Below are 23325 nucleotides of genomic sequence, written 5' to 3' on the forward strand. Positions count from 1 at the left end.
TGATATGACAAATCCATTTGAACGGGAAGACGGTTCATACCATGTGCTCGTCAATGCTGAAGGCCAGTACTCACTGTGGCCGGCCTATCTGGATGTGCCGGACGGCTGGGAAACCCGCCTGACGAATGAAACCCGCCCCGTTTGTCTCGAATATATTGAAACAAACTGGCGTGATATGAGGCCGGAAAGCCTGAAGCGGACCGAAGCTGCTAAAATGTAATAAGAAAAGCCTGCCGTTATTTCGGCAGGCTTTTTATGCGGACATCAGCCGTTAAGCTGTGTATGATCACAAAATGTATAAGGGTGGCCTTCTTCATCCGTGCACCATGACTGAGACAGAAAAGCCAAAAAGACCGCGGCCCACTGGTCTGCAAACTGGATTAAAATACCGCCGTCGTGCCACGTTCCGTTATCCTTCTTCCAGCGTGTATCAATTGGGTTTCCCTGATTCATATGAATATTATGCATGCCGTTTGTCGGCTTGAACCCGAAAATCTTATCAGCGCCCGGCTCCGGCCCGAATTTAGAGCCGTAAATATAGACGGTGGCTTTTTCTGATTTGGCTTTTTGCATGTACGTCTCAATAAAGTCATTTAAGTCATTATCCGGCCCGGTGACTTCATGCGGAAGGGGCACCATGTTCCGGGGATCAAACAATCCGCCGCGGACATAATCCAGCGCCAGCTCACGTCTGGTTTCATCAATTGGGGTATATCCGTACGGAATGTTCGGCAGCAGGGTGATCGCGCTTGCGTCAAAATGATCGCGTGCCGCATACAGCACCTCTGATTCTTTTGAACTTGACATGACATTGATCGCACAGCGATAGCGCGTATCAGGCTCGCCTAGCACCTCGACTTGAAAATGCGGAGAATCATCATCTGTTTCCCTTTTCATATCTAACACAGTGCCTTTTAATACACCATAGTGCTGAACAGCCATATGAATCCTCCTTTTTCTTCCGGGATATGAATTGATATTCGAGACAGGGGGCCGTTTTTCCTTTTGTGAGAAAGAAAAAAGGACAGCCCGCTGATCAGGCTGTCCTCTTCATCTCTATTAAGCTTTTGCAGCCGAACCTTGCATTGCTTTTTCAGCAGGCACGTAGTCATAGCCTAAGTCTTTGGCTACCGCTTCATACGTGACATGTCCGTTAGCCGTATTTAAGCCCGCTTTAAGCGCAGGGCTGTCTGCAATGGCTTGTGCCGCGCCTTTATTGGCGATTTGAAGCGCGTAAGGAACGGTTACATTCGTTAATGCGAGCGTAGACGTACGCGGTACGGCGCCCGGCATATTGGCGACAGCGTAGTGAACGACGCCATGTTTTTCGTAAGTCGGATTATCGTGGGTTGTAATATGATCAACGGTTTCCACAATGCCGCCCTGATCGATGGCAACATCAACAATGACGGAACCCGGTTTCATTTGTTTAACCATTTCTTCCGTAACGAGAGTCGGCGCTTTGGCTCCCGGGATGAGCACGGCGCAGATCAGAAGATCCGCTTCCGCGACGGAATCTGCAATATTTACAGGGTTTGACATCAATGTTTTAATCTGATGCCCGAAAATATCATCAAGCTGACGCAGGCGGTCTGCGTTCAAATCGATCATTGTCACATCGGCACCGAGTCCGACAGCCATTTTCGCGGCATTTGTTCCGACGCCGCCCCCTCCGATGATCGTGACTTTTCCGCGGGATACACCCGGTACGCCGGCTAATAAAATTCCTTTTCCGCCTTTTGGTTTTTCAAGAAACTGTGCTCCGATCTGCGCGGCCATTCTGCCGGCCACTTCGGACATCGGCGTAAGCAGCGGAAGGGAACGTCCGTCCGTTACCGTTTCGTACGCGATAGCTGTCACGCCTTTTTCTGTAAGCGCTTTAGCTAATTCCGGCTCTGCGGCTAAATGAAGGTAAGTGAACAAGACCAGACCTTGACGGAAATACGCATACTCTTCAGCCAGCGGTTCTTTTACCTTCATGACCATTTCCGCATCCCATACTAGCTTTCTGTCCTCCAGAATTTCCGCCCCTGCTGATACATAATCTTCATTTGTAAAGCCGCTTCCGAGCCCCGCTCCGGATTCCACAAGAACCCGATGGCCGTTTCCGATAAGCTGTGAAACGCCTCCAGGTGTTAATGCCACTCGATTTTCATTGTTTTTGATTTCTTTTGGAACCCCGATAATCATGTCTGTTTCCCCCAATGTTTGTGTGATGCTTCAAGTGTAGCGCGATTTTTGCGAAAATTCTTTGTTTGAAACAGAAAATAAAAAAACACGGATTTGTGAAATTTCACGAACCCATGCTGCGAAGTTTGATATCCAGGTAAATCGTAAACTTCTCATTCACATTTTTTAAGTCGATTTCTGCGATCTGGCTGATTCTTTTCAGCCTGTAATTCAATGTATTGACATGGATGTTAAGCGCTTTAGCGGCGGTGTTGACATTGCTGTCGGCATCAATAAAATGTTCGAGCGTTTTTACCATATCGGCTTGGTGCTCCCTGTCATACTGCTCAAGCTTTGACAGGGAATAGTTCATATAGCCGCTGTGCTTGCGTTTTTCATCCAACACATCAAGGTACTGATAAATGCCGAGTTCAGAAAAGCTGAAAAGGTGTTTGGTTTCTCTCACAAACCGCTCTTTCGCTTTTAATACGGAAAGCGCTTCCTGATAGGATCGGTAAACGTAAGAAATCGATTCGTAAATACCGCCGATCGCAATCGACGCATCCTCAATTTTATATCGTTCCTTCAGCTGTTTTTGAATATGAAGAGCGAAGTGCTTTAAATCTTTAAAAGGCTGATCGGTTTTCGGCGCGGCTAATAAGATTAATTCATTTGAATCAACAGTCGCCAGCATGACATGAATCTGCTGTGTCGTTTCCTGCAAATATTGCAGCTGCTGTTCCGTCTTTTCAGTCAGCTCATCATGTAAACGGATGATCATGACGCTGAACACGGACGGCAGCGCCATTCCGAGCTTATGAAACCCTTCGGCCATCTCGGCTTCCTGATAAATATGGCCGGTCAGCATTTTCCAAAAAAACTCCTGGCCCCGCTCTTCGATTTTCGTTTTGCGGATCTGCAGGTGCAAAAGCTTGTTCCGCACCGCTTTGGCTGCCAGCTGAAGTGTCTTCAGATCTTCGTCATTGAGCTTTTTTTTGATCTCAAGCGCCCAAATAAATCCGAGAACCTGACTGTTTTTCCAGATGGAAATCGCCACGCGGTTGCTTAGGCCCACCTCGTCAATTTCTTTCACTTTGATCGGCTGGTCCGTTTTTAAAAGGGCCGGAATGGTTCCGTCTTTCCACAGTTTGTTGATGACTTTTTCCGGCACCCTCCGCCCGATAATCGTCGACGTCCGGGCCGGATCTGTACAATCGCTGTGCGTGCTGTATGCAAGCAGTTTATGATTAACGTCTTCTATTGTAATGGGGCATTGAAGAACTTCACTGATATGGTCGGCAACATCTTCAAGCCTGTCGAAACTGTACTTAAATGGATCTTTTGGATTGGTCATCTGTATCCCTACTTTTTCATAGCTTCATATCTTGATCTTACCATCTTGCTTTTCAGACTGAAAGATAATGATTTACCGGTAACGCTCTATAGCAGATATGGAAACGGAAGAGAAAAAGACTTCTTATCTGCTTCCTGCTATTTATGCCGTCTTGATCCTCCTCGGGATTGCGGCAATGATCTATCTGATCCCGAAAGTCACGGCGCAGGAAAAGGCAAAGCGGTAAAACGGATCGCTTGTGTTTGCGGGAAGACAGCCCGTAAAATAAGAAAAAAAGGAGGAGTTTCATGCAGTTTTTTCTTATAACAGGCGCGTCAAAAGGCTTGGGCCGGGCGCTTACGGAACAGGCGCTTCAAGAAGGAGCCGAAGTCGCCGCGCTTTCAAGAACGATAAGCGGGGAAAAGCGCGAGGGGCTGACAGAATACAGTGTTGATTTAACCGATCTCGCAGATACCGGGCGGCAGATGAAGGCGATTCTTGATCAAGCAGAGGAGAAGGGGTACTCCGCCGTCACACTGATCAACAATGCCGGAATGGTGGAACCGATCAAGCGGGCGAAAGAGGCTTCCGCCGAAGAATTGAACCGCCATTACACCCTTAACCTGACGGCGCCCGTTTTGCTCAGCCAAATGTTCACAAAGCGCTTCGAAGCGTTCAGCGGCAGCAAAACAATTGTCAACATCACATCGGGCGCGGCGAAAAATCCTTATAAAGGCTGGAGCGCGTATTGCAGCTCAAAAGCGGGGCTTGATATGTTTACGAGAACATTCGGGTTTGAACAGGAAGATGAAGAGCTGCCGGTCCGCATGATATCATTCTCGCCGGGAGTGATGGATACAGACATGCAGTCGGTCATCCGTTCTTCGTCAAAAGAAGATTTCCATGACATCGAACGGTTCCGCAATCTGAAAGAAACGAAAAACCTCAGAAGTCCTGAATACATCGCCGGCGTCATTCACTCACTGATCGCGGGCGAGCCGGAAAACGGACGGATATACGATATCAAAGAATTTTTGTAGAGCAGCTTTCACGCTGCTCTTTTTTTGTTTGTACAATCACTTAGGGGTCCGGCGGCATATGATGAATGAAACAACATATAAGGGGTATAAGAAATGTATCAGATGAATTGAGTTTCTTCTCGATTTATGTTAGGATTCTAAAAATATATGAAGGAGGGGTTTCCATGAGAAATGTAACGTTAATGGATGTCTTCACCCATCCAATCGCACAAAAGTATTTACAGCGTTCCGGTGTCGCCCATGCGATCGCCTGCGCGTTTCATGCATACCGTCTTGCCGTAAAAGCAGGTGTCAGCCCGGATCTGGCGGCGAAAGCGGCATTACTGCATGATGTCGGCCATTATGAATGGTACACAGACGGCAAATGGGATTATGAAAAGTACAGAAGAAATGATATCCATGCCATTAAAGGCGCGGAACGGGCGCATAAGCTGCTCATCCGGCTCGGTGAAGAACCGAAAGCGGCGAAGGACATTGCGCTGGCGATTCTGCTTCACACCGATTCCTATCTGCCTGAAGGCGAACTGGACAAGAATACGCTCCAGCAAATCGTGAAACAAGCGGATGAACTCGATGAAGAACCCGGCGGACATCACCATTACCGCCAAATGGATCACACGGCCGCGCTCAAACAAATCCAAAAGCTTGATCAGTTAATTGACCGAGCCCAATATCCCATAAGAAGCTCAGTCTAGGCCACTCATGCGGCCTTTTCCGCTTACATAACTCCGCATGCTCACTAACACCTTTTCCGCTCTGATAGACGTACTGTGTCAAAGCCTTTGTCCGCTGCATATGCTGAAGGAAAACATAGTAAAGGGGATCAGCGAAAATGGCCCATCAAGGAAGCCCGCAAATCGTCTCGTTAGTGGATCCTTACGTTTATCAGACCATCCATAAGCTTATCGGCTCAAGGTTTATCATTCAAACCGTCAGACGCATTGTCAGAGGACGGCTGATTGATGCCACTCCGGATCACATCGCCATTGAAGAGACGCATGACCGTGTATTTTATATCAGAAACCGCCATGTGGTTTCCGTCATGCCTGATTATACCGAACGCGTGTAACAGCCCGAAAAGGCGCAAACCGGAGGCGGCACTATAGAACCCCGGTGCGTCTTCTTTTTTGAGATACATAGATGCACGGCGGCTTTTTTTGGTACAATCACAGTACAAGTTCACACGACAATAGGAGGAAACCGCTTGTTGAAATCAAAGGTCCATTTTTGGACGCTGCAAATTTTGCTCGTTTTGCTCATTATTTACGTATCAACGAAAGTCTCGTTTATATTTCAGCCGTTTTTCGGTTTTATCACCACTCTGTTTTTTCCGATTTTGATCTCGGGCATTTTGTTTTTCATTTTTAATCCGATCGTGCGCCTGCTTGAGAAAAAAATCCCCCGGACATTGGCGATCCTGCTCATTTATCTCGTTTTCATCGGTCTGATTGCCTTTATGTTCACTGCCATCGGGCCGATTGTGGCTTCCCAGGTCACGGGGCTGATTAACAATTTCCCTGATTACATTCATCAGATTCAAGTCTTGACGGCGCAATTATCCCATTCCAAATGGTTTACGTGGATGATGACGCAGGATTATGTGTCGATAGAAAAAATCCAGCAGTCTCTGACGGGATTTTTACAAAGCCTTCCGCAAAATATTACGGCAAGCCTGTCGGCCGTGTTCGGCGTCGTTACGAATATCACGCTTGTCGTGATCACCGTTCCGTTCATTTTGTTTTATATGCTGAAGGACGGCCGGCGGTTTCCGCTCTTGGCGGTCAAAATTCTGCCTTCTTCCTACCGGGCGGAAGGTCGGAAAATATTTAACGACTTATATGTCACATTGGCCGCCTATTTCCAAGGCCAGCTGCTGATTTGTCTCTTTGTCGGAACGGCATGTTTTATCGGATATTGGATCATCGGCCTGCCGTATGCGTTAATTCTCGGGATGGTGATCGCCGTCACCAATATCATTCCGTACCTGGGGCCGTTTCTCGGGGCGGCGCCCGCGGTGATTATCGCGTTTATGGATTCGCCGGCTAAGGCGCTGTTTGCCGTTATTGTTGTCGTTGTCGTCCAGCAGCTTGACGGGAACCTGCTTTCTCCGCTTGTGATTGGAAAACGGCTGAATACCCACCCGCTCACCATTATTCTTCTGCTTATCGGAGCGGGCAGTTTCGGCGGCATTCTCGCAATGATCCTGGCCGTGCCGGTTTACGCGGTTTTAAAAGCTTTCGTCTTAAATATCGTCCGGCTTATCAAACTTCGTCAGCGGTCAAAGCTCGAAGACAGCCGCAAGCCGAAATAAAAACGGGCACAACTCCCGGTGCAGCGCATAAAATGCTGTAAAGAAAAGCGGAGGTGTGGGTATGCCTGCAATTGTGGGACCGATTTATATTATGAGTTTAGCCGGAGACGCTGCGGCGAGCTTCGGTGACGTGTTTGCCATTTCTCCCAAAGCCGTTGACCACTCAGGCGCGGGGGCAGGGGCGTTTCATTCCGGAGATTTTGTCAAAATTACTAATAAATTCAGCAAAACGCGCTTTGAAGACATTGATGTGTTTGACGAACCTGATTGGTTTAACGCGTGACAGCCTCCTTTTAGGAGGCTGTCGCTTTTTTGTAGTATAATAGAATCAGTCTTTATAAAAGGGGAATGTTTTATGAAAATCAGAAAAGCGAATATTACCGTGCAGTCCGGAATGATCGGTGATGTATATCTGCATGAAAATAAAAAAGAACAGCATACCCTTGTAGCCGTTCCGGAACTTGAGTGGAGCACGATCATTTCCTATGAGGAAGAGAAAAAGGCGCTGGCGCAGCGGCTTTTACAATCATTCAGCAAGCTGATTGAAGAAGAACCCGCCGGAGAGCTCGCCGGCAAGATCTCCCATTGGGTGGCTGAAATGTAACGAAAACGGTTTACCGCGTCCCGTCCGGGGCGATAATTGTAAAACAAGCTGGGAGGGACAGGCCGATGAGCGACAAAACGGTTGACCTTTATTTACAGCAGGGGATGTACGGCCCTTTGCAGACGAAACCGGATGAACGCCATTTATTTTTAGGCTCGCTGCGTGAAAGAGTCATCATTGCCCTGACGAAGGGACAGGTGCTGCAAAAGCAGCCGTATGAAGAAGTGAAACAGGCGCTGAAAAGCCGAAAAGACGCGGTGCTCTATATAAACGGAAGGCTCCCGTATCATGCTTATTCACCATATATGAAGCTTGCCGCACTTGCCGGTGTCCGAAGCTCCGTCATCTCGGACCTTCAATTCGAAACGCCGCTCGGCCTGGTTTTTGCCGCCGATTATGCCGTGAACCTTGACGGCATTTACGTGCAGGATGACATTTTTCAGCGCTCACTCCTGAAATCTTAAAAGGGCAAAACACCGTTTGTCATTTTACAATGCCAATTCACTTACAAGTGGAGATAGGATATAATGGTTTTCATATGAATGGCGGGGAGGCCGGCTATGAAAAAAGCATTTATATGCATTGATTATACGAATGATTTTGCAGCTGAGAACGGGGCATTAACCTGCGGAGAACCCGCGAGACAGATTGAAGATACGATTGTCAGTTTGACGCAAGCATTTATAGAAAACGGTGATTACGTTGTCTTTGCGGTAGATTCGCATGATGCAGACGATGACTTTCATCCCGAGACACGCCTGTTTCCTCCGCATAATATTAACGGCACGGAGGGCAAAGAGCTGTACGGAAGGCTATCGCCTCTTTATGAGAAACATAAACACGCAAAAAACGTAAATTATATGGAAAAAACGAGATATTCTGCTTTTGCGGGAACGGATTTAGAGCTGAAACTGCGGGAACGGCAGATCACTGAGCTGCATCTTGCGGGCCTGTGCACCGACATCTGCGTTCTTCACACGGCGGTTGACGCCTACAACAAGGGCTTTCAGATCGTCATTCATCAAAACGCTGTGGCCAGCTTTAATCCGGAAGGGCATGAATGGGCCCTGTCCCATTTTAAGAACAGCATCGGAGCGCAAGTGGCAGAGTAAGGAAGGGGAAAACAATTTTGGTGGAGCATGGTTTTAAAGACGACAGTTTGTCTTTACATACAGATCTTTATCAAATTAATATGGCCGAAACGTACTGGAGAGACGGCATTCATGAGAAAAAAGCGATTTTTGAGCTTTTTTTCAGAAAGCTTCCCTTTGAAAACGGCTATGCGGTATTTGCGGGCTTAGAAAAAGCAATCGAATACTTGGAGAACTTCAAATTTACCGACAGCGATCTGAATTATTTAAAAACGGAATTGCACTATGCTGATGATTTCATTGATTATTTACGGGATCTTTCTTTTACCGGATCTCTTTACAGCATGAAAGAAGGCGAGCTCGTTTTTAACAACGAACCGATTATGCGGGTCGAAGCGCCCCTGATTGAAGCGCAGCTGATTGAGACGGCTCTGCTTAACATTGTGAATTACCAAACATTAATCGCCACGAAAGCGGCCCGCATTAAAGGCGTTGTCGGTGACGAAGACGCCCTCGAATTCGGAACGCGGCGCGCCCATGAAATGGATGCGGCCATGTGGGGAGCGAGAGCGGCTTTGATCGGCGGCTTCAGCGCGACGAGTAATGTAAGAGCCGGAAAGCGTTTTAATATACCGGTATCCGGCACGCACGCTCATGCGCTCGTACAAGCGTACCGCGATGAATATACGGCATTTAAGAAATATGCGGAGACCCACAAAGACTGCGTATTTCTCGTAGATACGTACGATACGATCCGTTCAGGCATGCCGAATGCGATTAAAGTCGCAAAGGAATTCGGCGACCGGATCAACTTCATCGGCATCCGCCTGGACAGCGGGGACTTGGCGTACCTGTCAAAAAAAGCGCGTGAAATGCTTGATGAAGCGGGTTTCACAGACGCAAAGGTCATTGCTTCAAGCGATCTTGATGAGCACACGATATTAAATCTGAAATCCCAAGGAGCGAAAATCGATACGTGGGGCATCGGCACGAAGCTGATTACCGCATACGATCAGCCGGCTCTCGGCGCGGTTTATAAGCTTGTCGCCATTGAAGAGGACGGCAAACTGACCGACACCATTAAAATTTCGTCAAACCCTGAAAAAGTGACAACGCCGGGAAGAAAGAGAGTATACCGGATTATCAACAAGCTGAATCACCACTCGGAAGGTGATTATATCGCGCTTTATGACGAGCGGGTAAATGATCAGAAACGCTTAAAAATGTTCCATCCCGTCCACACGTTCGTCAGCAAATTCGTCACTGACTTCTATGCGAAAGACTTGCATGAGCCGATCTTTGAAAACGGCGTTTTATGCTATGATAATCCCGAAATTACCGACATCCAGCAATACGTGCAGGATAACCTCAAACTTCTGTGGGAGGAATACAAACGGATCAGCAAGCCGGAAGAATATCCGGTCGATTTAAGCGAAGACTGCTGGAGCAACAAGATGCAGCGGATTCATGAAATCAAAAGCAAGCTGAAACGGGAACTTGAATAGAAAACAAAGCGGCCTTTCCTATCTCTGGAAAGGCTTTTTTGTTGTGATAATATTTTTCACATTTAGACAAATTTCGTCAAGTTATTTGATATACTTATGTTCGAAGGCCGCATCTAAGGGGGTAAATGAATGAAGGTGTTTGTTGCGAGACAGCCTATCTTCAACAGAAACGAACAGGTTGTTGCTTATGAACTTCTTTACCGGGAGAGCGAAGAGAACCGTTATTCGGCCGCGGACGGAGATAAAGCTACGACGGATCTCATTATTAACAGCTTTATCAACATCGGAATCGAAAAGCTGACTGAGGGGAAACGCTGCTTTGTGAATTTTACAGAAAGCCTGATGTTTTCAGATCTCCCTACCTCCTTTGATCCTGACCAGCTTATTATCGAAATTCTTGAGGACATACCGATCACTCCGGCGCTCATCTCAAGATGCAGACAGCTGAAGAAATTAGGATATACATTAGCACTTGATGATTTTTACGCCATCAATCCGGAAAATGAAGAGTTAGTGGAACAGCTGATGAAATATATTGATATTTTAAAAATCGACTTTTTGCAATCCTCGCGTCTGGAGCGCAAAAAAATCATTCAGACGTACAGCTGTAAAAGTCTGATTTATTTAGCGGAGAAAGTGGAGACGAGAAAAGATTATAAACAGGCGGCCATAGACGGCTTTCACCTGTTTCAAGGATATTTTTTCAGTGAACCGCGTGTCATCAGCGGAAATGATCTGACGTTTCATTTTCATTCTTACTACCAGCTTTTAAGCGAATTAAACAATGACCAGCCAAATATACAGCGCGTGACGGAATACATAGAGCGTGACGTCAGCTTATCGTATCAGATTCTGCGTTTTTTAAACGGATCGCAAACAAGGCTGAAAAAAAAGATAGACAGCATCCAGCAGGCCATCATGATGCTCGGGCTGAATGAGATTAAGCGCTTGATTTACATTCTTTCATTCAGAGATTTAACGGCGAAAAGCCACTCAAGCCAAAAAGAAATCATTAAGATTTCCTTAATCAGGGCCAAACTGTGCGAACTGCTGGCGAAAAGAACCGGAAGGCCCCAGCCCTCTTCTTACATGCTGATCGGCATGTTTTCGCTCATCGATACGCTTCTCCACAGGGAACTGGAGGATATCATCAAAGAACTGCCTTTAATCGATGAAGTCGGACAGGCGCTGCTCGGTTATGAAAACGATTATTATAAGATGCTCGCGCTCGTCAAAGCCATTGAATGCAACAACTGGGACTGTGACGAGTGGGGAAAAGAACTGAACAAAGAAGAAGCGTATGAATGTTACTTACAGGCGATCGAATGGTGCCGGCAGCTGATCGATTGAGCCGCTTTAAGCCGACCATCTGAGGGCGATGATAAACCGGCTTTGCTCTCTGATCAGACTGACACGGATGCCGTCGGGATTATACGTCACGTCAAAGTCATTTTTGATGCCGGTCTGCTTAATGAGCCGCTTGACCGCTGCGGTGTCAGATGATTGCGCTGCGGTGAGGATGCTGCGCGCAAGCTCTTTTGACGCCGACAGCCGCGCAAGGAGCAGGCGCGCATCCTCCAGCATGCCCGCAGCTTCTTTTGCGGACGCTGTCAAAATATCTGCGTGAACCGGGGCACTGGGCGCTGGATGCCGGTATGGCGCGGCGAAAACAGGGCAGCATGGATACACATAATGCATACGGCGGCCTCCTTCCTGAGAAAACATTCGTTATACATGAGTATAGGCGGCGTGATAATGAGTTATGACATGCAAAAAGACCACAATGCGGGGGTTGCGGTCTTTTCGGTGTTTGTCGGTGGTTATGCGACGCTGTTCGCCCATTCTGTTTTGAAATTGTGACGGCAGGGACTATAGTCCCTGCCGGTTTGTCGGAAAACCGTTGAAAAAACAGCAGAACCGCCAGATTGGTCTGCTTTATCCTAAACGTCTGCCTTTGTGGTAGTTATATAGTCCCGTTCGCTAAATGCCCTGTTCGGGACTATGGAATTACCATAGTTTGCGGTGTCACGCAGATACTTTTACACATACTTTTCGGTGAAAAATCCCGCAAAAACGTTTACACTATTAGTAACAGATCAAATACCTAGGACTCGTTCACCATACACAATTCATTGATCTTTCAAAAAAAGGAGTGTGGAAACGGTGGAAAACAAATTAGAAGAAGTAAAGCAATTATTATTCCGACTTGAAAATGATATCAGAGAAACAACCGACTCATTACGAAACATTAACAAAAGCATTGATCAGCTCGATAAATTCTCATATGCAATGAAAATTTCTTAAAAAGACTTGGAAACAAGTCTTTTTTTTGTGCATTTGTTATACAATTAATGGATAAAGTATTATATGATTGTTAAAAAACAATAAACATGCTGTATTTGAACAAAAGGGTTTAGTAAAATAAAGTGAGGGATTCATATAGCTAAGAAATTAACTCTAGAAGCAGAAGATGTAAAGGACACAATAAACCATATTCTCAAAAAAAATGATGTGAATAAAGAAGTAAGTAAACATGTTTTGAATTTTGCTGATACAAAAAACAACTTTCCATTTGCTGAGTTAGCTTTAGATCATTATTTAGCTTTTGGAGGGAATGATTTTGAAGAAATACTAGATTTAGGAACAGGGATTGAACTGCTTATCTTAGCGGCTGATATTTTTGATGACATACAAGATAAGGATCGTCCAAATGCAGAGTGGATGAAAATGGATCAGGCTGTATCTTTAAATATTGCAACCTTAATTTATACAATAGCTCTCCAAGTTATATCATCTCGAGATCCGGACGGGTTATTACTCAAGACAGCTCTAAAGTATACAGTTCAAGCTATGGAAGGGCAACACATTGATTTGGTTGATAATACTTTAACTGAAAATCAATGCATTGAAATGATTAAGAAAAAGTCAGGGGCTTTGACAGCTTTACCAAGTATGCTGGGTGCTGTACTTGCAACTAAACGTTATCAATCAGATGTGGAGCAGTATGCTTTCTATATAGGGGTTGCAGCTCAATTAAAAAATGATTTATTTGAAATAATGTATATGAATAATACGGAAACCTTTTTCAAAAAGACAAATTTGGCAATTCAGTTCTTAGAGAAAAAATTCAACACAGTGTCCACAGAATTGTTAAACAACAACTTTCAACAATCAGAGTTAAAACGGCTTCTCTTAGAATCTGGCGTTATCCATTATATGTCAGTTATGATTAATGTATATAATTTGAAAGTGAAAAATGGACTCGAAAATTTAAATTTGACTTTAGAGAACAAAAACTATTTAATTAAAAAAATTTGCGAAAATGAGAAGGTGGATAAAGATGCAGGAAATAGTAAATTATTTAGTTCGTAATCCCGAAATTGTTCAAAAATTGAGAAGAGAAGAAGTCAGTATTATAGGTTTAGATAAAGAAGAGGTGAAAGGGGTATTGCTTGGATTTGATCAATTAATCTCAATGAGTTCAAAAGACGAGATATATTGGAAACCGTCATGAAACAGGGGTAAATATGAAGTTATCTAAAAATACGTATTCCATTTTATTGATTTTACTCAGCTTGTCTTATATTTTCTATTTAACTTATATAAATGTAAATAATTTGTTTGTAGGAGCCACCGCAAATGTTAATAACAAGAATCAAATAGAGATTACCAAAGTATCAGATTACACAATTGCTTATTATGCTGGTGTTAAAAAAGGTGACATTGTAATAAAAATTAATCAGAATAAGAGCGTTGAACCAAAAGATTTAAAACAAAATACATTGAAAAACGTTAGATCTATGACAGTTGAAAGATCTGGTGAAATAGTTGATCTCAAAAATTTAAGTTTATTAAGTGAAGACAACTTATTTGTTTATTTAATACCTGTTATTTTTTTCTTTGTATGCCTTAGTTGTATTATCCTTATTTTAAAAATTAATAAGGAGCAAGATTCAGTTTCAGCTTTTATATTGATCATCTTTTTACTCACTACAGGTATAGCATATGTGAGTGCGGGAGGTTCATCAAAAGGAGATATAATAAGCCGATACGTAAATGTCATAACTTTAATATCCGTACCGGTAAATTATCTCTTGTTTATTTATCAATATATCAAAGAATTTGGATACAAGATTTTTAACGGGAAAGTTTTTGTTGCTTTATATACAGTCCCTGTTATTAATATAATACTAGAGTTTTTTAGGCATTGCTTTGAAAGAGGAGTAGTGGGGAAAGTTAATTTAGTATCAATATCTCTCCTTTATTTAATAGCTTTATTTTTCATTACCATAGGTTTAATAAAGTACAAAAAAACAGAGCAAGCAAATATTCTTAAGACTTTTCTTTTAATTAATATTTTTGCTTTCTCACCATTTGTATTCTTGTATGTGGCACCCTACATCATTTTTAATGACTATTATGTTTCTTCTTTTTTAGTTGCGCCTTTTCTTTTATTAATTCCTTTTTCTTTAGTTTATCAATTTATGACTAATAAAATCTATGAAATTGATTTTATTATTGGGCGGTTGAAATATTATAGTCTTTTAGCTGTCACTCCTACTTTACTTATTATTACAATTTATGATCTTGTACAAGATCCAAACTCAGAGTTTTATACGTTTAAACTAACTTTGCTGACATATATTATTATGTTGGCTGTGTTTTATTCAAAAGAGATCTTAGATTTTCGTTTCCGTTTAAAGCGTTTTTCTGAAAAACATAATTATCAGGATAGCATATTCAAGTTTACTCAAATAATTAAAGGAGCTTCATCATTAAAACAAGTATTCACTGAACTTGAATCTACTCTACTTGAAGTTTTGATGATTAGTAAAGTATGTGTTTTAGAAGTAGAAGGAGACTTAAATATAAGGTGTTTTTTTAATGATAATGAGAAAAAATTATGGGAGCCGTATTCTCATCAATTAGCTGAAACGACAAGCGAAATTGGCAAAATAGTTCAGGTGGATAAAGGGTTTTTAATGAAAATAGGGGAACGGGGCAGTAAATCATACATTGTACTGTGTTTATCATTTATGAATACTCCGAAACTAACCTGGGATGAGATTTCTTGGTTAAAAACCTTATCATTCTACACCAGTATTACGATGGAGAATGTGCTTAAAATCGAAGAACTTATGAATCACCTCGAAGATTTAAAGAAACAGGAGACAAACCCGGTCTGGCTCAAAAAGCTGATGTTTACGATCGAGGAAAAGCAGCGTTCGGATTTGGCCCGTGATCTGCATGATTCAGTGCTGCAGGATTTGATTTCTTTGAAGCGCCAGTGTGAGCTGTTTCTGGCCGATTTTAAGAAAGAGGAGCCTTGCCAGTTAGAGGTGCAGGACAAGCTTCATCAGATGAATGAGCAGATGTCGGATGTCATTTTGATGACCCGGGAGACGTGCCATGAGCTTCGGCCTCAGCTACTGTATGATTTGGGTCTGGTCAAGGCGGTATCCAAGCTTGCCGCGCAGCAGCAGGAGCGTGCGCCGTTTCATATCCGTCTGAATACGGGCCGGTTTACGGCGGCGCTGGATTTGGATACGCAGCTGAATTTGTACCGCATTATTCAGGAATTTCTTTCGAACGCCATGAAGCATTCACAGGCGAATGAGGTGCTGATTATGCTGATCAGCATTCAAAATAAAGTGATTCTGCATTATGAAGACGACGGTGTCGGCTGCAATCAGGAAGAAGGCGGCGGACAGTCGATGAGCATGGGTCTTTCGGGTATTAAGGAGCGCGTCCGTGCGCTTGACGGACGGATGAAAATCGACACAAGTGAAGGAAACGGTTTTAAAGCGGATATTGAAATGGAATTGTAACCATTTTATCACCAAATCGACTTGGCAGAAGCCAAGTCTTTTTAATAAAATGGAAATGAGTGAGTAAAAGGGAGGAAACCATGAAAAAGATACTAGTGATTGATGATCATCCGGCTGTCATGGAGGGCACCAAGACGATTCTGGAAACGGACACGAATCTTTCTGTCGATTGCCTCAGTCCTGATGCCAGTGAACAATTCGTTCTCCGGCATGATTTTTCAGCTTACGATCTCATATTAATGGATTTAAATCTGGGTGATGACATCAGCGGCATCGAGCTTTCCAAGAAAATCTTAAAAGAGAATCCTCTCTGTAAAATCATTGTCTACACAGGCTATGAGGTTGAAGATTATTTTGAAGAATCCATCCGCGCGGGCCTGCATGGCGCCATCAGCAAAACCGAATCTAAAGAGAAAATCATGCAATACATATATCACGTGCTCAACGGACAGATTTTAGTTGATTTCTCCTATTTCAAACAGCTGATGACCCAGCAAAAAACAAAAACGTCTTCTTCCCCTCAAAGTGAGCAGGATCGGTTAACCCCGAGAGAGCGCCATATTCTCCAAGAGGTCGAAAAAGGTTTGACCAATCAGGAAATCGCAGATGCGCTTCACTTAAGCAAGCGGTCGATTGAATACAGCCTGACATCCATTTTTAATAAGCTGAATGTCGGCTCCCGAACTGAAGCGGTGCTGATCGCCAAGTCAGATAACGTACTATAAATCTTGAAGGGAGAATGACCTATGAATCTGAACAATACATTGCTCGGCGCACTCGGTATTGAAATCACTGAAAACACGCCGGAGAGATGCGTGGCGGTGATGCCGGTGGATAAGAGGACGGTGCAGCCTTTCGGATATCTGCATGGGGGCGCGTCAGCAGCGCTGGCGGAGACTGCTGCAAGTGTCGGGGCCCAGCATTTTATCGACCGGTCGAAACAGGCGTGTGTCGGGCTTGAGATTAATGCCAATCATTTAAAGTCCGTGAAAGAGGGCGGAACGGTCACGGCGATAGCGGAACCCGTTCACACAGGCAGGGCAACCATTGTGTACGGGATTAACATTTTCGATGAACGAGAAAGGCTGATCTGTGTTTCCCGCTGTACGCTGGCTGTTATAACAAAATAAACAAACAGCCGGAACCCTGAATCGTCCGGCTGTTTGTTTTTACAAATATGAATCTTCTTTTCGTTTGATCACAAAGTTTCTGATCCCTTTGTAATCATCCTGAACGCTTCTTTTATCAAGCGCCGCTCCCGAATTGTACGCGGCCCTGCATATGAGGTGCGCTCCGACCGGCGCCGTCAGCAGGATAAAAATGATGCCGAGCAGTATTTTTACAGAAATTTCTCCGGTCAGCATCCACAAGTAGCCTAACACCCCGAGCAATACCAAATTAACGCCGAGTGTCGAGCCTTTTGAAGAGGCGTGGGCGCGCGTATACACATCAGGAAGCCTGAGTGTGCCGAAAGACGCGACCAGGCAGATCAGCGATCCCATCAGAATACAAACGGCGACGGCCCATTTAACGATTTCGATCATTTTCGATAATCTCTCCTTTCTCCAAAAACTTAGCAAAGGCAATCGTGCCGATAAACGATAAAATGCCGAGCAGCAGAATGATGTCCAAAAAGGCCGATGTGTTTAAGAGAATGGATACAAGCGCGGTCATGGCAATCAGATTAATGCCGATCCCATCAAGCGCGACGACCCGGTCCGGTATCGTTGGCCCTTTCATGACGCGAATGACGTACAGAAGAGTCGAAACCGCCATAATGCCGAGTGATAATTGCAGAATAAACGTAAACATCAGCGGCTCACCTCCTGAATGGCTTTCTCAAAAGAGACGCGGATGTCGTGGATCGCTTTCTCCGCATCTTCAATATCCATGGCGTGTATATAGAGAATCGACCGGTCATCGGAGATATCCATCACGAGCGTACCCGGTGTTAAAGTGATTAACAGCGAGAGCAGCGTGATCTCCCAATCCTCCGTCAATTCCGTCTTAAACGCGAAAATGCCCGGGCGGATGTTCAGTTTCGGCGCTATAACGGTTTTCAGCACGCTGACATTGGCCAAATATAGTTCCTTTATAAAGATCAGCACCAGTCTGATGACTGACCATATTTTCCAAATGTAAAACGGCCGCGAGAAGAAGCGCCGGAAAAAAAACAGCGCCGCCAAGCCTGCGATAAATCCGGTTATAAAACCCGCCGTGCTGAGGCTGTTTGTGAGAAACATCCAGCAAACAGCGAGAAGAACGTTTAATAATAGTTGAAAAGCCATGCCATCTACTCCTTCAAAACAGCTTCAATGTATTTTTCCGGATTCAGCAGATTCTCAGCCGTCTGATTGACATACGGTGAAACCCATTCGGTTCCGAGCCCGAACAGAAGCGACAAAAGGAGAAAAGCGGCTGCCGGATAAAGAAGTCCTTTTGCGGACCGTCCGCCTGCGCCGGGGATTTCTTTTTCTTCGCCCCAAAAAGCCGTCGTAAAAACCTTCAGCACCGAATAGAGCACAAGCAGGCTTGATACAAGAATCAATACGGAAAACAATGTTTCCCCCTTATCGAACCCGCCTTCCGCGATCTTCAGCTTGCCCACAAATCCGCTGAACGGCGGGATGCCGGCCAAAGATATGGCTGAAATAAAGAACATCCATCCTAAAACGGGATAACGGGTGATCAGTCCGCCCATTTTATGCAGGCTGGCAGTGCCTGTCAATGCGATAAGCGTGCCGGCAAGCATAAACAGCGCTCCTTTAATCAGCATATCGTGAATCAAGTAATAAACCGCTCCTTGAATGGAGGCCGGCGTGTTCATGGCAATGCCGAACAAAATCACGCCGACGGCTGTAATAATATTGTAGATGACGATTTTCATGACATCCGAAAAGGCGATAGATCCGATTACGCCGAATAGCACCGTCAGCATCGCAAGCCACATCATCAATTGGTGGGTAAAGCCCGTATCGTGAATAAAGATCAGGGTGAATACTCTTAAAATGGCATACAGGCCGACTTTCGTCAAAAGAGACCCGAATAAAGCCGAAATTGCAGCCGGCGGGGCGTAATAAGAGCCCGGCATCCAGAAATACAGCGGGAATATCCCGCCCTTTAAACCGAAAACGACGAGAAGAAGGACGCTGATCACGGTTATCAGCCCGGTCTGGCCCGATTCGCTTATTTTTACGCTTAGATCAGCCATATTCAGCGTGCCCGTCACCGCATATAAGTAACCGACGCCGATGACAAAAAACGCGGATGACACAATGTTAAACACGATATACTTCAATGATTCTCTTAATTGAATTTTCGTTCCGCCAAGCACGATCAGCATGTAGGACGCGATAAGCAGAAGCTCAAAAAAGACGTACATGTTGAACAGGTCACCCGTCAAAAACGCTCCGCTTACGCCGGCCAGAAGAAACTGCACCCCTGAATAATAGAAAGCGCGCTCCCTTTTTTCTCCGATGGAGCGGAAGGAGTACAGGGTGACGAGCAGCCCGATTATGGCGGTTGTCAAAACAAGCAGTGCGGCAAGCTGATCCGCGGCGAGCACAATGCCGTACGGCGCTTTCCAGCCGCCGAGTGTCAGCGTCTGAATCCCGTGTGTGAAAACCGTCTGAACGAGAGCGGCGCTGATGACGATGGAGACACAGGAAGCGGCAGTGCTGAATATCCGCATCAGCATCACGTGCCTGTTCATAAAAATCAGCAGCACTGCGGCAAGCAGCGGCACCAGAATAGGCAATATCACAAAGTTATTCATGTTGATCATTTCCCCTCATTCGATCCATATCGTCCGTTTTCAGTTCCTGATAGGCGCGAAACGCCATCACAAGCAGGAAGGACGTGACGCCGAACGAAATAACGATCGCCGTCAGTATGAGTGCCTGCGGCAGCGGATCGACAAAGGACGTGCTTTTTCCGCCCAGTATGGGGGGAGCGCCTTTTTTCAGTCCGCCCATGGTCAGGAGCAGCAAATGGACGCCGTGGCTCAAAAGCGCGGTGCCGATAATCACGCGCAGCAGACTTTTAGAAAGCAGCAGGTAGGTTGCCGCCATAAACAAAATACCGGCAATGACAGACATTAAGATTTCCACTATTCTTCCTCTCCAATCGTTTGAATAATGGTCATCGTCACGCCGACAACAACGAGATACACACCTAAATCAAACAAAGTGGCCGTCGCAAGCTCCGTATTCCCGAGCACCGGGAGATGAAAATGGCCGAATGTATGGGTGAGAAAGGGCGCTCCGAATAAGAACGAACCTGCACCCGTTGCAATCGCGATAAGCAGACCCGCGCCCGCCACATAAATAAAATTGACGGGCAAAATCGATTTGACGGTTTTTAAATCAAAGGCCAAAAGCAGCAGCACGATGGCCGAAGACGTAATCAGTCCGCCGACAAATCCTCCGCCGGGGGCGTTATGCCCCGATAAAAATAAATAGAAAGAGAAAAGCAGAATGATAAAAGATACAAGCTTCGTTGCCGTCTGAAGGATGATGTCGTTTGTTTTTGGCTGTCTCAACGCTTTTCTCCCTCCTCTGTTACTTTTGTTCTGATCATGCCGTAAATCCCGAGTGCGGCAATCGACAGCACCGTAATTTCAAACATCGTGTCAAATCCCCTGAAATCAACGAGGATGACGTTGACGATATTGTTTCCTCCCCCGAGCTTATGGCTGTAAGCGGTGAAAAAGGAGGAGATGCTGTCTTTTGTTTTTTCGCTGGAAGACGCGATTCCGAGCATTGTCACGATGACGCCGACACCGAGAGAAATGATAAAATTCGTCATCCGGAATGTTCTTGTCTTCTTTTTCCGCCGCATTTTCGGCAGATGGTAAAAACAAAGAAGAAACAAGGCGACGGATATCGTCTCAATGACGAGCTGCGTGAGCGCCAGATCGGGCGCTCTGAAAATCACGAAAAACAGCGCGAGTGTGTACCCGACAACACCGAGTGAGATAATGGCCGTCAGCCGTGATTTGGCGAACACAGTCGCAATCGTTGCGCTCACCATAACGAGGGACAGCACGATTTCATACAGGCCGATCTCAGCCATTCCTTTCGCTGTCATGGAAAAGCCGCCTTTCATGACGAACGCCGCTCCGATGAGAATGATAAACGACGCAAAGATATACAGCAGATAATCCCGCAAAAATCCGGTCATATAAGATGACGTCAGCTGGTAAGATCTTTTTTCCATACTGCCCGTCACCGCATCGTAAAGCTTGTTCAGCGTCAGTTTTTTCGGAAACAGACCGTACAGACGCTCCCATTTAGACAGCGTTACGTAACCGATCGTGCCGACAATGATGATGCCGAGGGTCATCATTACCTCAGCCGTCACCCCGTGCCACTGGGAAATATGGACATGGAATGTATCTCCGCCGGTTAACAGAGCGGGATAAATGGAGTTCATCGCCGGTTCAATCAGGCTGTAAGACAAAACGTTCGGGGCAAAAAACAGACTGACGGCGCAAGCGGCAAGAATCACCGGCGAAATCAGCATGCCGAGCGGAGCTTCATGCGGCGTCTTTTCAAGCTGATCCGTTTTGCGCGCGCCGCTGAACGTTCTGAAAAACAGCTTCATGCTGTAGATGAAAGTGAAGACGCTCCCGATCCATGCGAGAACGGGGAACAGCACGCCCCACGTATCCAGGCTGAAAATATCTGCATGAGCAATCCGCAGCATACTTGTAAAGAACATTTCTTTACTTAAAAAGCCGTTAAACGGAGGGAGACCGGCCATGGAAAACGTTCCGATCAGTGAAACGGTGAACGTTACCGGCATGAGCGCCATCAGGCCGCCGAGCCTGCGGATATCCCGCGTTCCCGTTTCATGGTCGATAATGCCGGCCGCCATAAATAAACTTCCTTTAAAAGTAGCATGGTTAATTAAGTGAAACACAGCCGCGGTGACAGCCGCCGTAAAATACTCTGAATGCTCATAATGAAGCGCGGCGGCTCCTGCGCCGAGCATCGATACAATCATACCGAGCTGGCTGACTGTGGAAAATGCCAGAATCGCTTTTAAATCGGTTTGTTTAATCGCATTAAAGGAAGCCCATACCATCGTGATCAGACCGACTGAGGCAACCGTCCAAAACCAGACGGGTGAAAAAGCAAAAACCGGACTGAATCTGGCAATCAGATAAATACCCGCTTTCACCATTGTAGCCGAGTGCAGATAGGCGCTGACAGGAGTCGGCGCCTCCATGGCATCAGGAAGCCAGATATAAAACGGAAACTGCGCTGATTTTGTAAAGGCCCCCAATAACAGGAGAACCATCGCCGGAATAAAGAACGGGTGGCCTGCGATAATATGCACCTGGTTGACCATTTCCCTGATACTGAAAGAATCCGTCATCAGATACAGCAGGATAAAGCCGCCGAGCATGCACAGCCCGCCGCCGACGGTAATCAGCAGTGATTTTTCCGCCCCGTAGCGTGATTTCTTCCGCTTATGCCAATACCCAATTAATAAGAAGGATGACAGGCTTGTCAGCTCCCAGAACATATAAAGCACGATGACGTTATCGACGAGCACAACGCCGAGCATCGCGCCCATAAACATCAGCAGGTACACATAAAAAGGGCCGAGCTTTTCTTTGTCCTTCGATAAGTAAAAAATACTGTAAAGCGTCACCAAAGAGCCGATGCCCGTAATCAATAAAGCGAATAACAGCCCGAGTCCGTCAATATAAACGGTATAGTTAATACCGAGGGACGGAATCCATTCGGCCGCATACCGGACGGTTTCTCCAGCCATTGTGACAGGGAGCTTGCTGATAAAGTAAACAAACAGCACAACGGGCACTATCAGCACAAACCAGCCTGTATGGACTTGTTTTACCCGTTTATAAAGAAAGGGAACGATAAATGCAAATAAAAAAGGCGCCAAAATCGCGAAATGTAACAGCTGCAACAGAAGACCTCCTTTGCTTGTTTTTTCATCAAGCAACTGCTTTATGTAAGAATGAATCAATCAATTCACGGTCATAGGACCCAGTACAAATTATATCGCACTTTTTTTTACCCTGCTACGGCATAATGTATTCCTCTTTGTGTTTTTGTGGTCTTTTGAACCCAAAATAAATTTATCAAATATCCGGATCTTTGTATATACATTTCTTTTTCAGATCAAGCTTTACAAAAGGAGCTGGTCAGATGAAGAGAAAGGCGGCGGCCTGTATTGGAATATTTTGTTCTATTATTGCAGGAACATTCATAGTTGATGATTTCTGCAAAACGCGGCAGCAGACGGAAGCAGATGATTGGGAGCATTTTTTTCTCGGTGCGGAATACGCAGAAGACAAGCTGAGTGCGGCTGAATCAATGCAAACGCCGTTTCAGCCGCGTGAGTATATCAGAATCGTATATAGATGAAAAGAGTTCCGGCACCAGGGTGCGGAACTCTTTTTGTGTGGCAA

Annotated in this window: 29 protein-coding genes and 1 pseudogene; 19 read left to right on the forward strand and 11 right to left on the reverse strand. The window is 45.3% G+C overall.

Annotation, left to right across the window (positions count from 1 at the left end; all coding sequences use genetic code 11):
• Window positions 1–4: 4 nt before the first annotated feature.
• A complete protein-coding gene (locus C5I45_RS04590; RefSeq protein WP_003152009.1) occupies window positions 5–220 on the forward strand; it encodes an MbtH family protein in 216 nt (71 codons plus the stop codon).
• Between the two features lie 44 nt (window positions 221–264).
• On the opposite strand, the gene C5I45_RS04595 is transcribed toward C5I45_RS04590, so the two are convergent.
• From C5I45_RS04595 to C5I45_RS04605, 3 genes are all read right to left on the reverse strand, one after another.
• Window positions 265–942, reverse strand: coding sequence for a YukJ family protein (locus C5I45_RS04595; RefSeq protein ID WP_015387776.1), 678 nt, complete (start codon window positions 940–942; stop codon window positions 265–267).
• A 117-nt stretch (window positions 943–1059) separates the two neighbouring features.
• Window positions 1060–2190, reverse strand: a complete 1131-nt coding sequence (ald, locus tag C5I45_RS04600; RefSeq protein WP_015387777.1) for an alanine dehydrogenase — start codon at window positions 2188–2190, stop codon at window positions 1060–1062.
• 103 nt (window positions 2191–2293) lie between these two features.
• Entirely contained in the window at window positions 2294–3523 is a 1230-nt protein-coding gene (locus tag C5I45_RS04605) for a sporulation transcriptional activator AdeR (protein ID WP_003152012.1), read from the reverse strand.
• Between the two features lie 91 nt (window positions 3524–3614).
• Between C5I45_RS04605 and essA the strand changes: the two are divergent.
• From essA to C5I45_RS04660, 11 genes and pseudogenes are all read left to right on the forward strand, one after another.
• Window positions 3615–3749: pseudogene (gene essA / locus C5I45_RS04610) on the forward strand (type VII secretion protein EssA); the annotation flags it as partial.
• A 61-nt stretch (window positions 3750–3810) separates the two neighbouring features.
• Complete coding sequence (locus tag C5I45_RS04615; RefSeq protein WP_015387781.1) at window positions 3811–4542, forward strand: (S)-benzoin forming benzil reductase; 732 nt, start codon at window positions 3811–3813, stop codon at window positions 4540–4542.
• A gap of 164 nt (window positions 4543–4706) precedes the next feature.
• Window positions 4707–5237, forward strand: a complete 531-nt coding sequence (locus C5I45_RS04620) for an HD domain-containing protein (RefSeq protein ID WP_003152022.1) — start codon at window positions 4707–4709, stop codon at window positions 5235–5237.
• 137 nt (window positions 5238–5374) lie between these two features.
• On the forward strand, window positions 5375–5611 hold the full coding sequence (locus tag C5I45_RS04625) for a DUF2642 domain-containing protein (RefSeq protein ID WP_003152023.1): 237 nt from the start codon (window positions 5375–5377) through the stop codon (window positions 5609–5611).
• Between the two features lie 135 nt (window positions 5612–5746).
• Entirely contained in the window at window positions 5747–6853 is a 1107-nt protein-coding gene (locus C5I45_RS04630; protein ID WP_014305723.1) for an AI-2E family transporter, read from the forward strand.
• Between the two features lie 61 nt (window positions 6854–6914).
• On the forward strand, window positions 6915–7136 hold the full coding sequence (locus C5I45_RS04635; protein WP_003152026.1) for a spore germination protein: 222 nt from the start codon (window positions 6915–6917) through the stop codon (window positions 7134–7136).
• Between the two features lie 72 nt (window positions 7137–7208).
• Complete coding sequence (locus C5I45_RS04640; protein ID WP_003152028.1) at window positions 7209–7457, forward strand: YueH family protein; 249 nt, start codon at window positions 7209–7211, stop codon at window positions 7455–7457.
• A gap of 65 nt (window positions 7458–7522) precedes the next feature.
• On the forward strand, window positions 7523–7921 hold the full coding sequence (locus tag C5I45_RS04645; RefSeq protein ID WP_003152031.1) for a YueI family protein: 399 nt from the start codon (window positions 7523–7525) through the stop codon (window positions 7919–7921).
• Window positions 7922–8017: 96 nt separating this feature from the next.
• Complete coding sequence (locus C5I45_RS04650) at window positions 8018–8569, forward strand: cysteine hydrolase family protein (protein ID WP_003152033.1); 552 nt, start codon at window positions 8018–8020, stop codon at window positions 8567–8569.
• Between the two features lie 17 nt (window positions 8570–8586).
• Complete coding sequence (locus tag C5I45_RS04655) at window positions 8587–10053, forward strand: nicotinate phosphoribosyltransferase (protein ID WP_014305722.1); 1467 nt, start codon at window positions 8587–8589, stop codon at window positions 10051–10053.
• A gap of 129 nt (window positions 10054–10182) precedes the next feature.
• Window positions 10183–11403: an EAL and HDOD domain-containing protein gene (locus C5I45_RS04660; protein ID WP_003152038.1), complete on the forward strand. Its 1221-nt coding sequence runs from the start codon at window positions 10183–10185 to the stop codon at window positions 11401–11403.
• Between the two features lie 6 nt (window positions 11404–11409).
• Here C5I45_RS04660 and C5I45_RS04665 read toward each other — a convergent pair whose 3' ends face one another.
• On the reverse strand, window positions 11410–11751 hold the full coding sequence (locus C5I45_RS04665; protein ID WP_014305721.1) for a YuzC family spore coat inner layer protein: 342 nt from the start codon (window positions 11749–11751) through the stop codon (window positions 11410–11412).
• A gap of 465 nt (window positions 11752–12216) precedes the next feature.
• On the opposite strand from C5I45_RS04665, the gene degQ reads away from it, so the two are divergent.
• The 6 genes from degQ to C5I45_RS04695 all read left to right on the forward strand — a co-directional run bounded on the left by degQ (window position 12217) and on the right by C5I45_RS04695 (window position 17011).
• On the forward strand, window positions 12217–12357 hold the full coding sequence (gene degQ, locus C5I45_RS04670; RefSeq protein ID WP_003152043.1) for a degradation enzyme regulation protein DegQ: 141 nt from the start codon (window positions 12217–12219) through the stop codon (window positions 12355–12357).
• 207 nt (window positions 12358–12564) lie between these two features.
• Complete coding sequence (locus C5I45_RS04675) at window positions 12565–13425, forward strand: polyprenyl synthetase family protein (protein ID WP_159073777.1); 861 nt, start codon at window positions 12565–12567, stop codon at window positions 13423–13425.
• Entirely contained in the window at window positions 13394–13567 is a 174-nt protein-coding gene (gene comX / locus C5I45_RS04680) for a competence pheromone ComX (RefSeq protein ID WP_012118314.1), read from the forward strand. Before C5I45_RS04675 ends, comX begins: the two co-directional genes overlap by 32 nt.
• Window positions 13568–13580: 13 nt before the next feature.
• Entirely contained in the window at window positions 13581–15881 is a 2301-nt protein-coding gene (locus C5I45_RS04685; protein WP_107994251.1) for a sensor histidine kinase, read from the forward strand.
• Window positions 15882–15961: 80 nt separating this feature from the next.
• Window positions 15962–16606, forward strand: a complete 645-nt coding sequence (locus C5I45_RS04690; protein ID WP_003152052.1) for a two-component system response regulator ComA — start codon at window positions 15962–15964, stop codon at window positions 16604–16606.
• Window positions 16607–16627: 21 nt separating this feature from the next.
• Window positions 16628–17011 (forward strand): hotdog fold thioesterase, encoded by a 384-nt coding sequence (locus tag C5I45_RS04695; protein WP_003152054.1) that lies wholly within the window; start codon window positions 16628–16630, stop codon window positions 17009–17011.
• Between the two features lie 39 nt (window positions 17012–17050).
• On the opposite strand, the gene mnhG is transcribed toward C5I45_RS04695, so the two are convergent.
• The 7 genes from mnhG to C5I45_RS04730 are packed head-to-tail and all read right to left on the reverse strand — an operon-like array spanning window position 17051 to window position 22820.
• A complete protein-coding gene (gene mnhG / locus C5I45_RS04700) occupies window positions 17051–17425 on the reverse strand; it encodes a monovalent cation/H(+) antiporter subunit G (protein ID WP_003152056.1) in 375 nt (124 codons plus the stop codon).
• Complete coding sequence (locus C5I45_RS04705) at window positions 17409–17693, reverse strand: Na(+)/H(+) antiporter subunit F1 (protein WP_003152057.1); 285 nt, start codon at window positions 17691–17693, stop codon at window positions 17409–17411. The genes mnhG and C5I45_RS04705 overlap by 17 nt, the downstream gene beginning before the upstream one ends.
• Window positions 17693–18169: a Na+/H+ antiporter subunit E gene (locus tag C5I45_RS04710; protein WP_003152059.1), complete on the reverse strand. Its 477-nt coding sequence runs from the start codon at window positions 18167–18169 to the stop codon at window positions 17693–17695. Before C5I45_RS04710 ends, C5I45_RS04705 begins: the two co-directional genes overlap by 1 nt.
• 5 nt (window positions 18170–18174) lie before the next feature.
• Window positions 18175–19656, reverse strand: a complete 1482-nt coding sequence (locus C5I45_RS04715) for a Na+/H+ antiporter subunit D (protein ID WP_014305717.1) — start codon at window positions 19654–19656, stop codon at window positions 18175–18177.
• Entirely contained in the window at window positions 19649–19990 is a 342-nt protein-coding gene (locus tag C5I45_RS04720; RefSeq protein ID WP_003152063.1) for a Na(+)/H(+) antiporter subunit C, read from the reverse strand. The genes C5I45_RS04715 and C5I45_RS04720 overlap by 8 nt, the downstream gene beginning before the upstream one ends.
• Window positions 19990–20421: a Na(+)/H(+) antiporter subunit B gene (locus C5I45_RS04725; RefSeq protein ID WP_003152066.1), complete on the reverse strand. Its 432-nt coding sequence runs from the start codon at window positions 20419–20421 to the stop codon at window positions 19990–19992. Before C5I45_RS04725 ends, C5I45_RS04720 begins: the two co-directional genes overlap by 1 nt.
• Window positions 20418–22820 (reverse strand): Na+/H+ antiporter subunit A, encoded by a 2403-nt coding sequence (locus C5I45_RS04730; protein WP_024085739.1) that lies wholly within the window; start codon window positions 22818–22820, stop codon window positions 20418–20420. The genes C5I45_RS04725 and C5I45_RS04730 overlap by 4 nt, the downstream gene beginning before the upstream one ends.
• Window positions 22821–23062: 242 nt before the next feature.
• Between C5I45_RS04730 and C5I45_RS04735 the strand changes: the two genes are divergently transcribed.
• Window positions 23063–23281: a hypothetical protein gene (locus C5I45_RS04735; protein ID WP_003152069.1), complete on the forward strand. Its 219-nt coding sequence runs from the start codon at window positions 23063–23065 to the stop codon at window positions 23279–23281.
• Window positions 23282–23325 lie beyond the last annotated feature (44 nt).

It is taken from the genome of Bacillus sp. ZY-1-1 (assembly GCF_003047165.1).
Lineage (GTDB): Bacteria > Bacillota > Bacilli > Bacillales > Bacillaceae > Bacillus > Bacillus velezensis.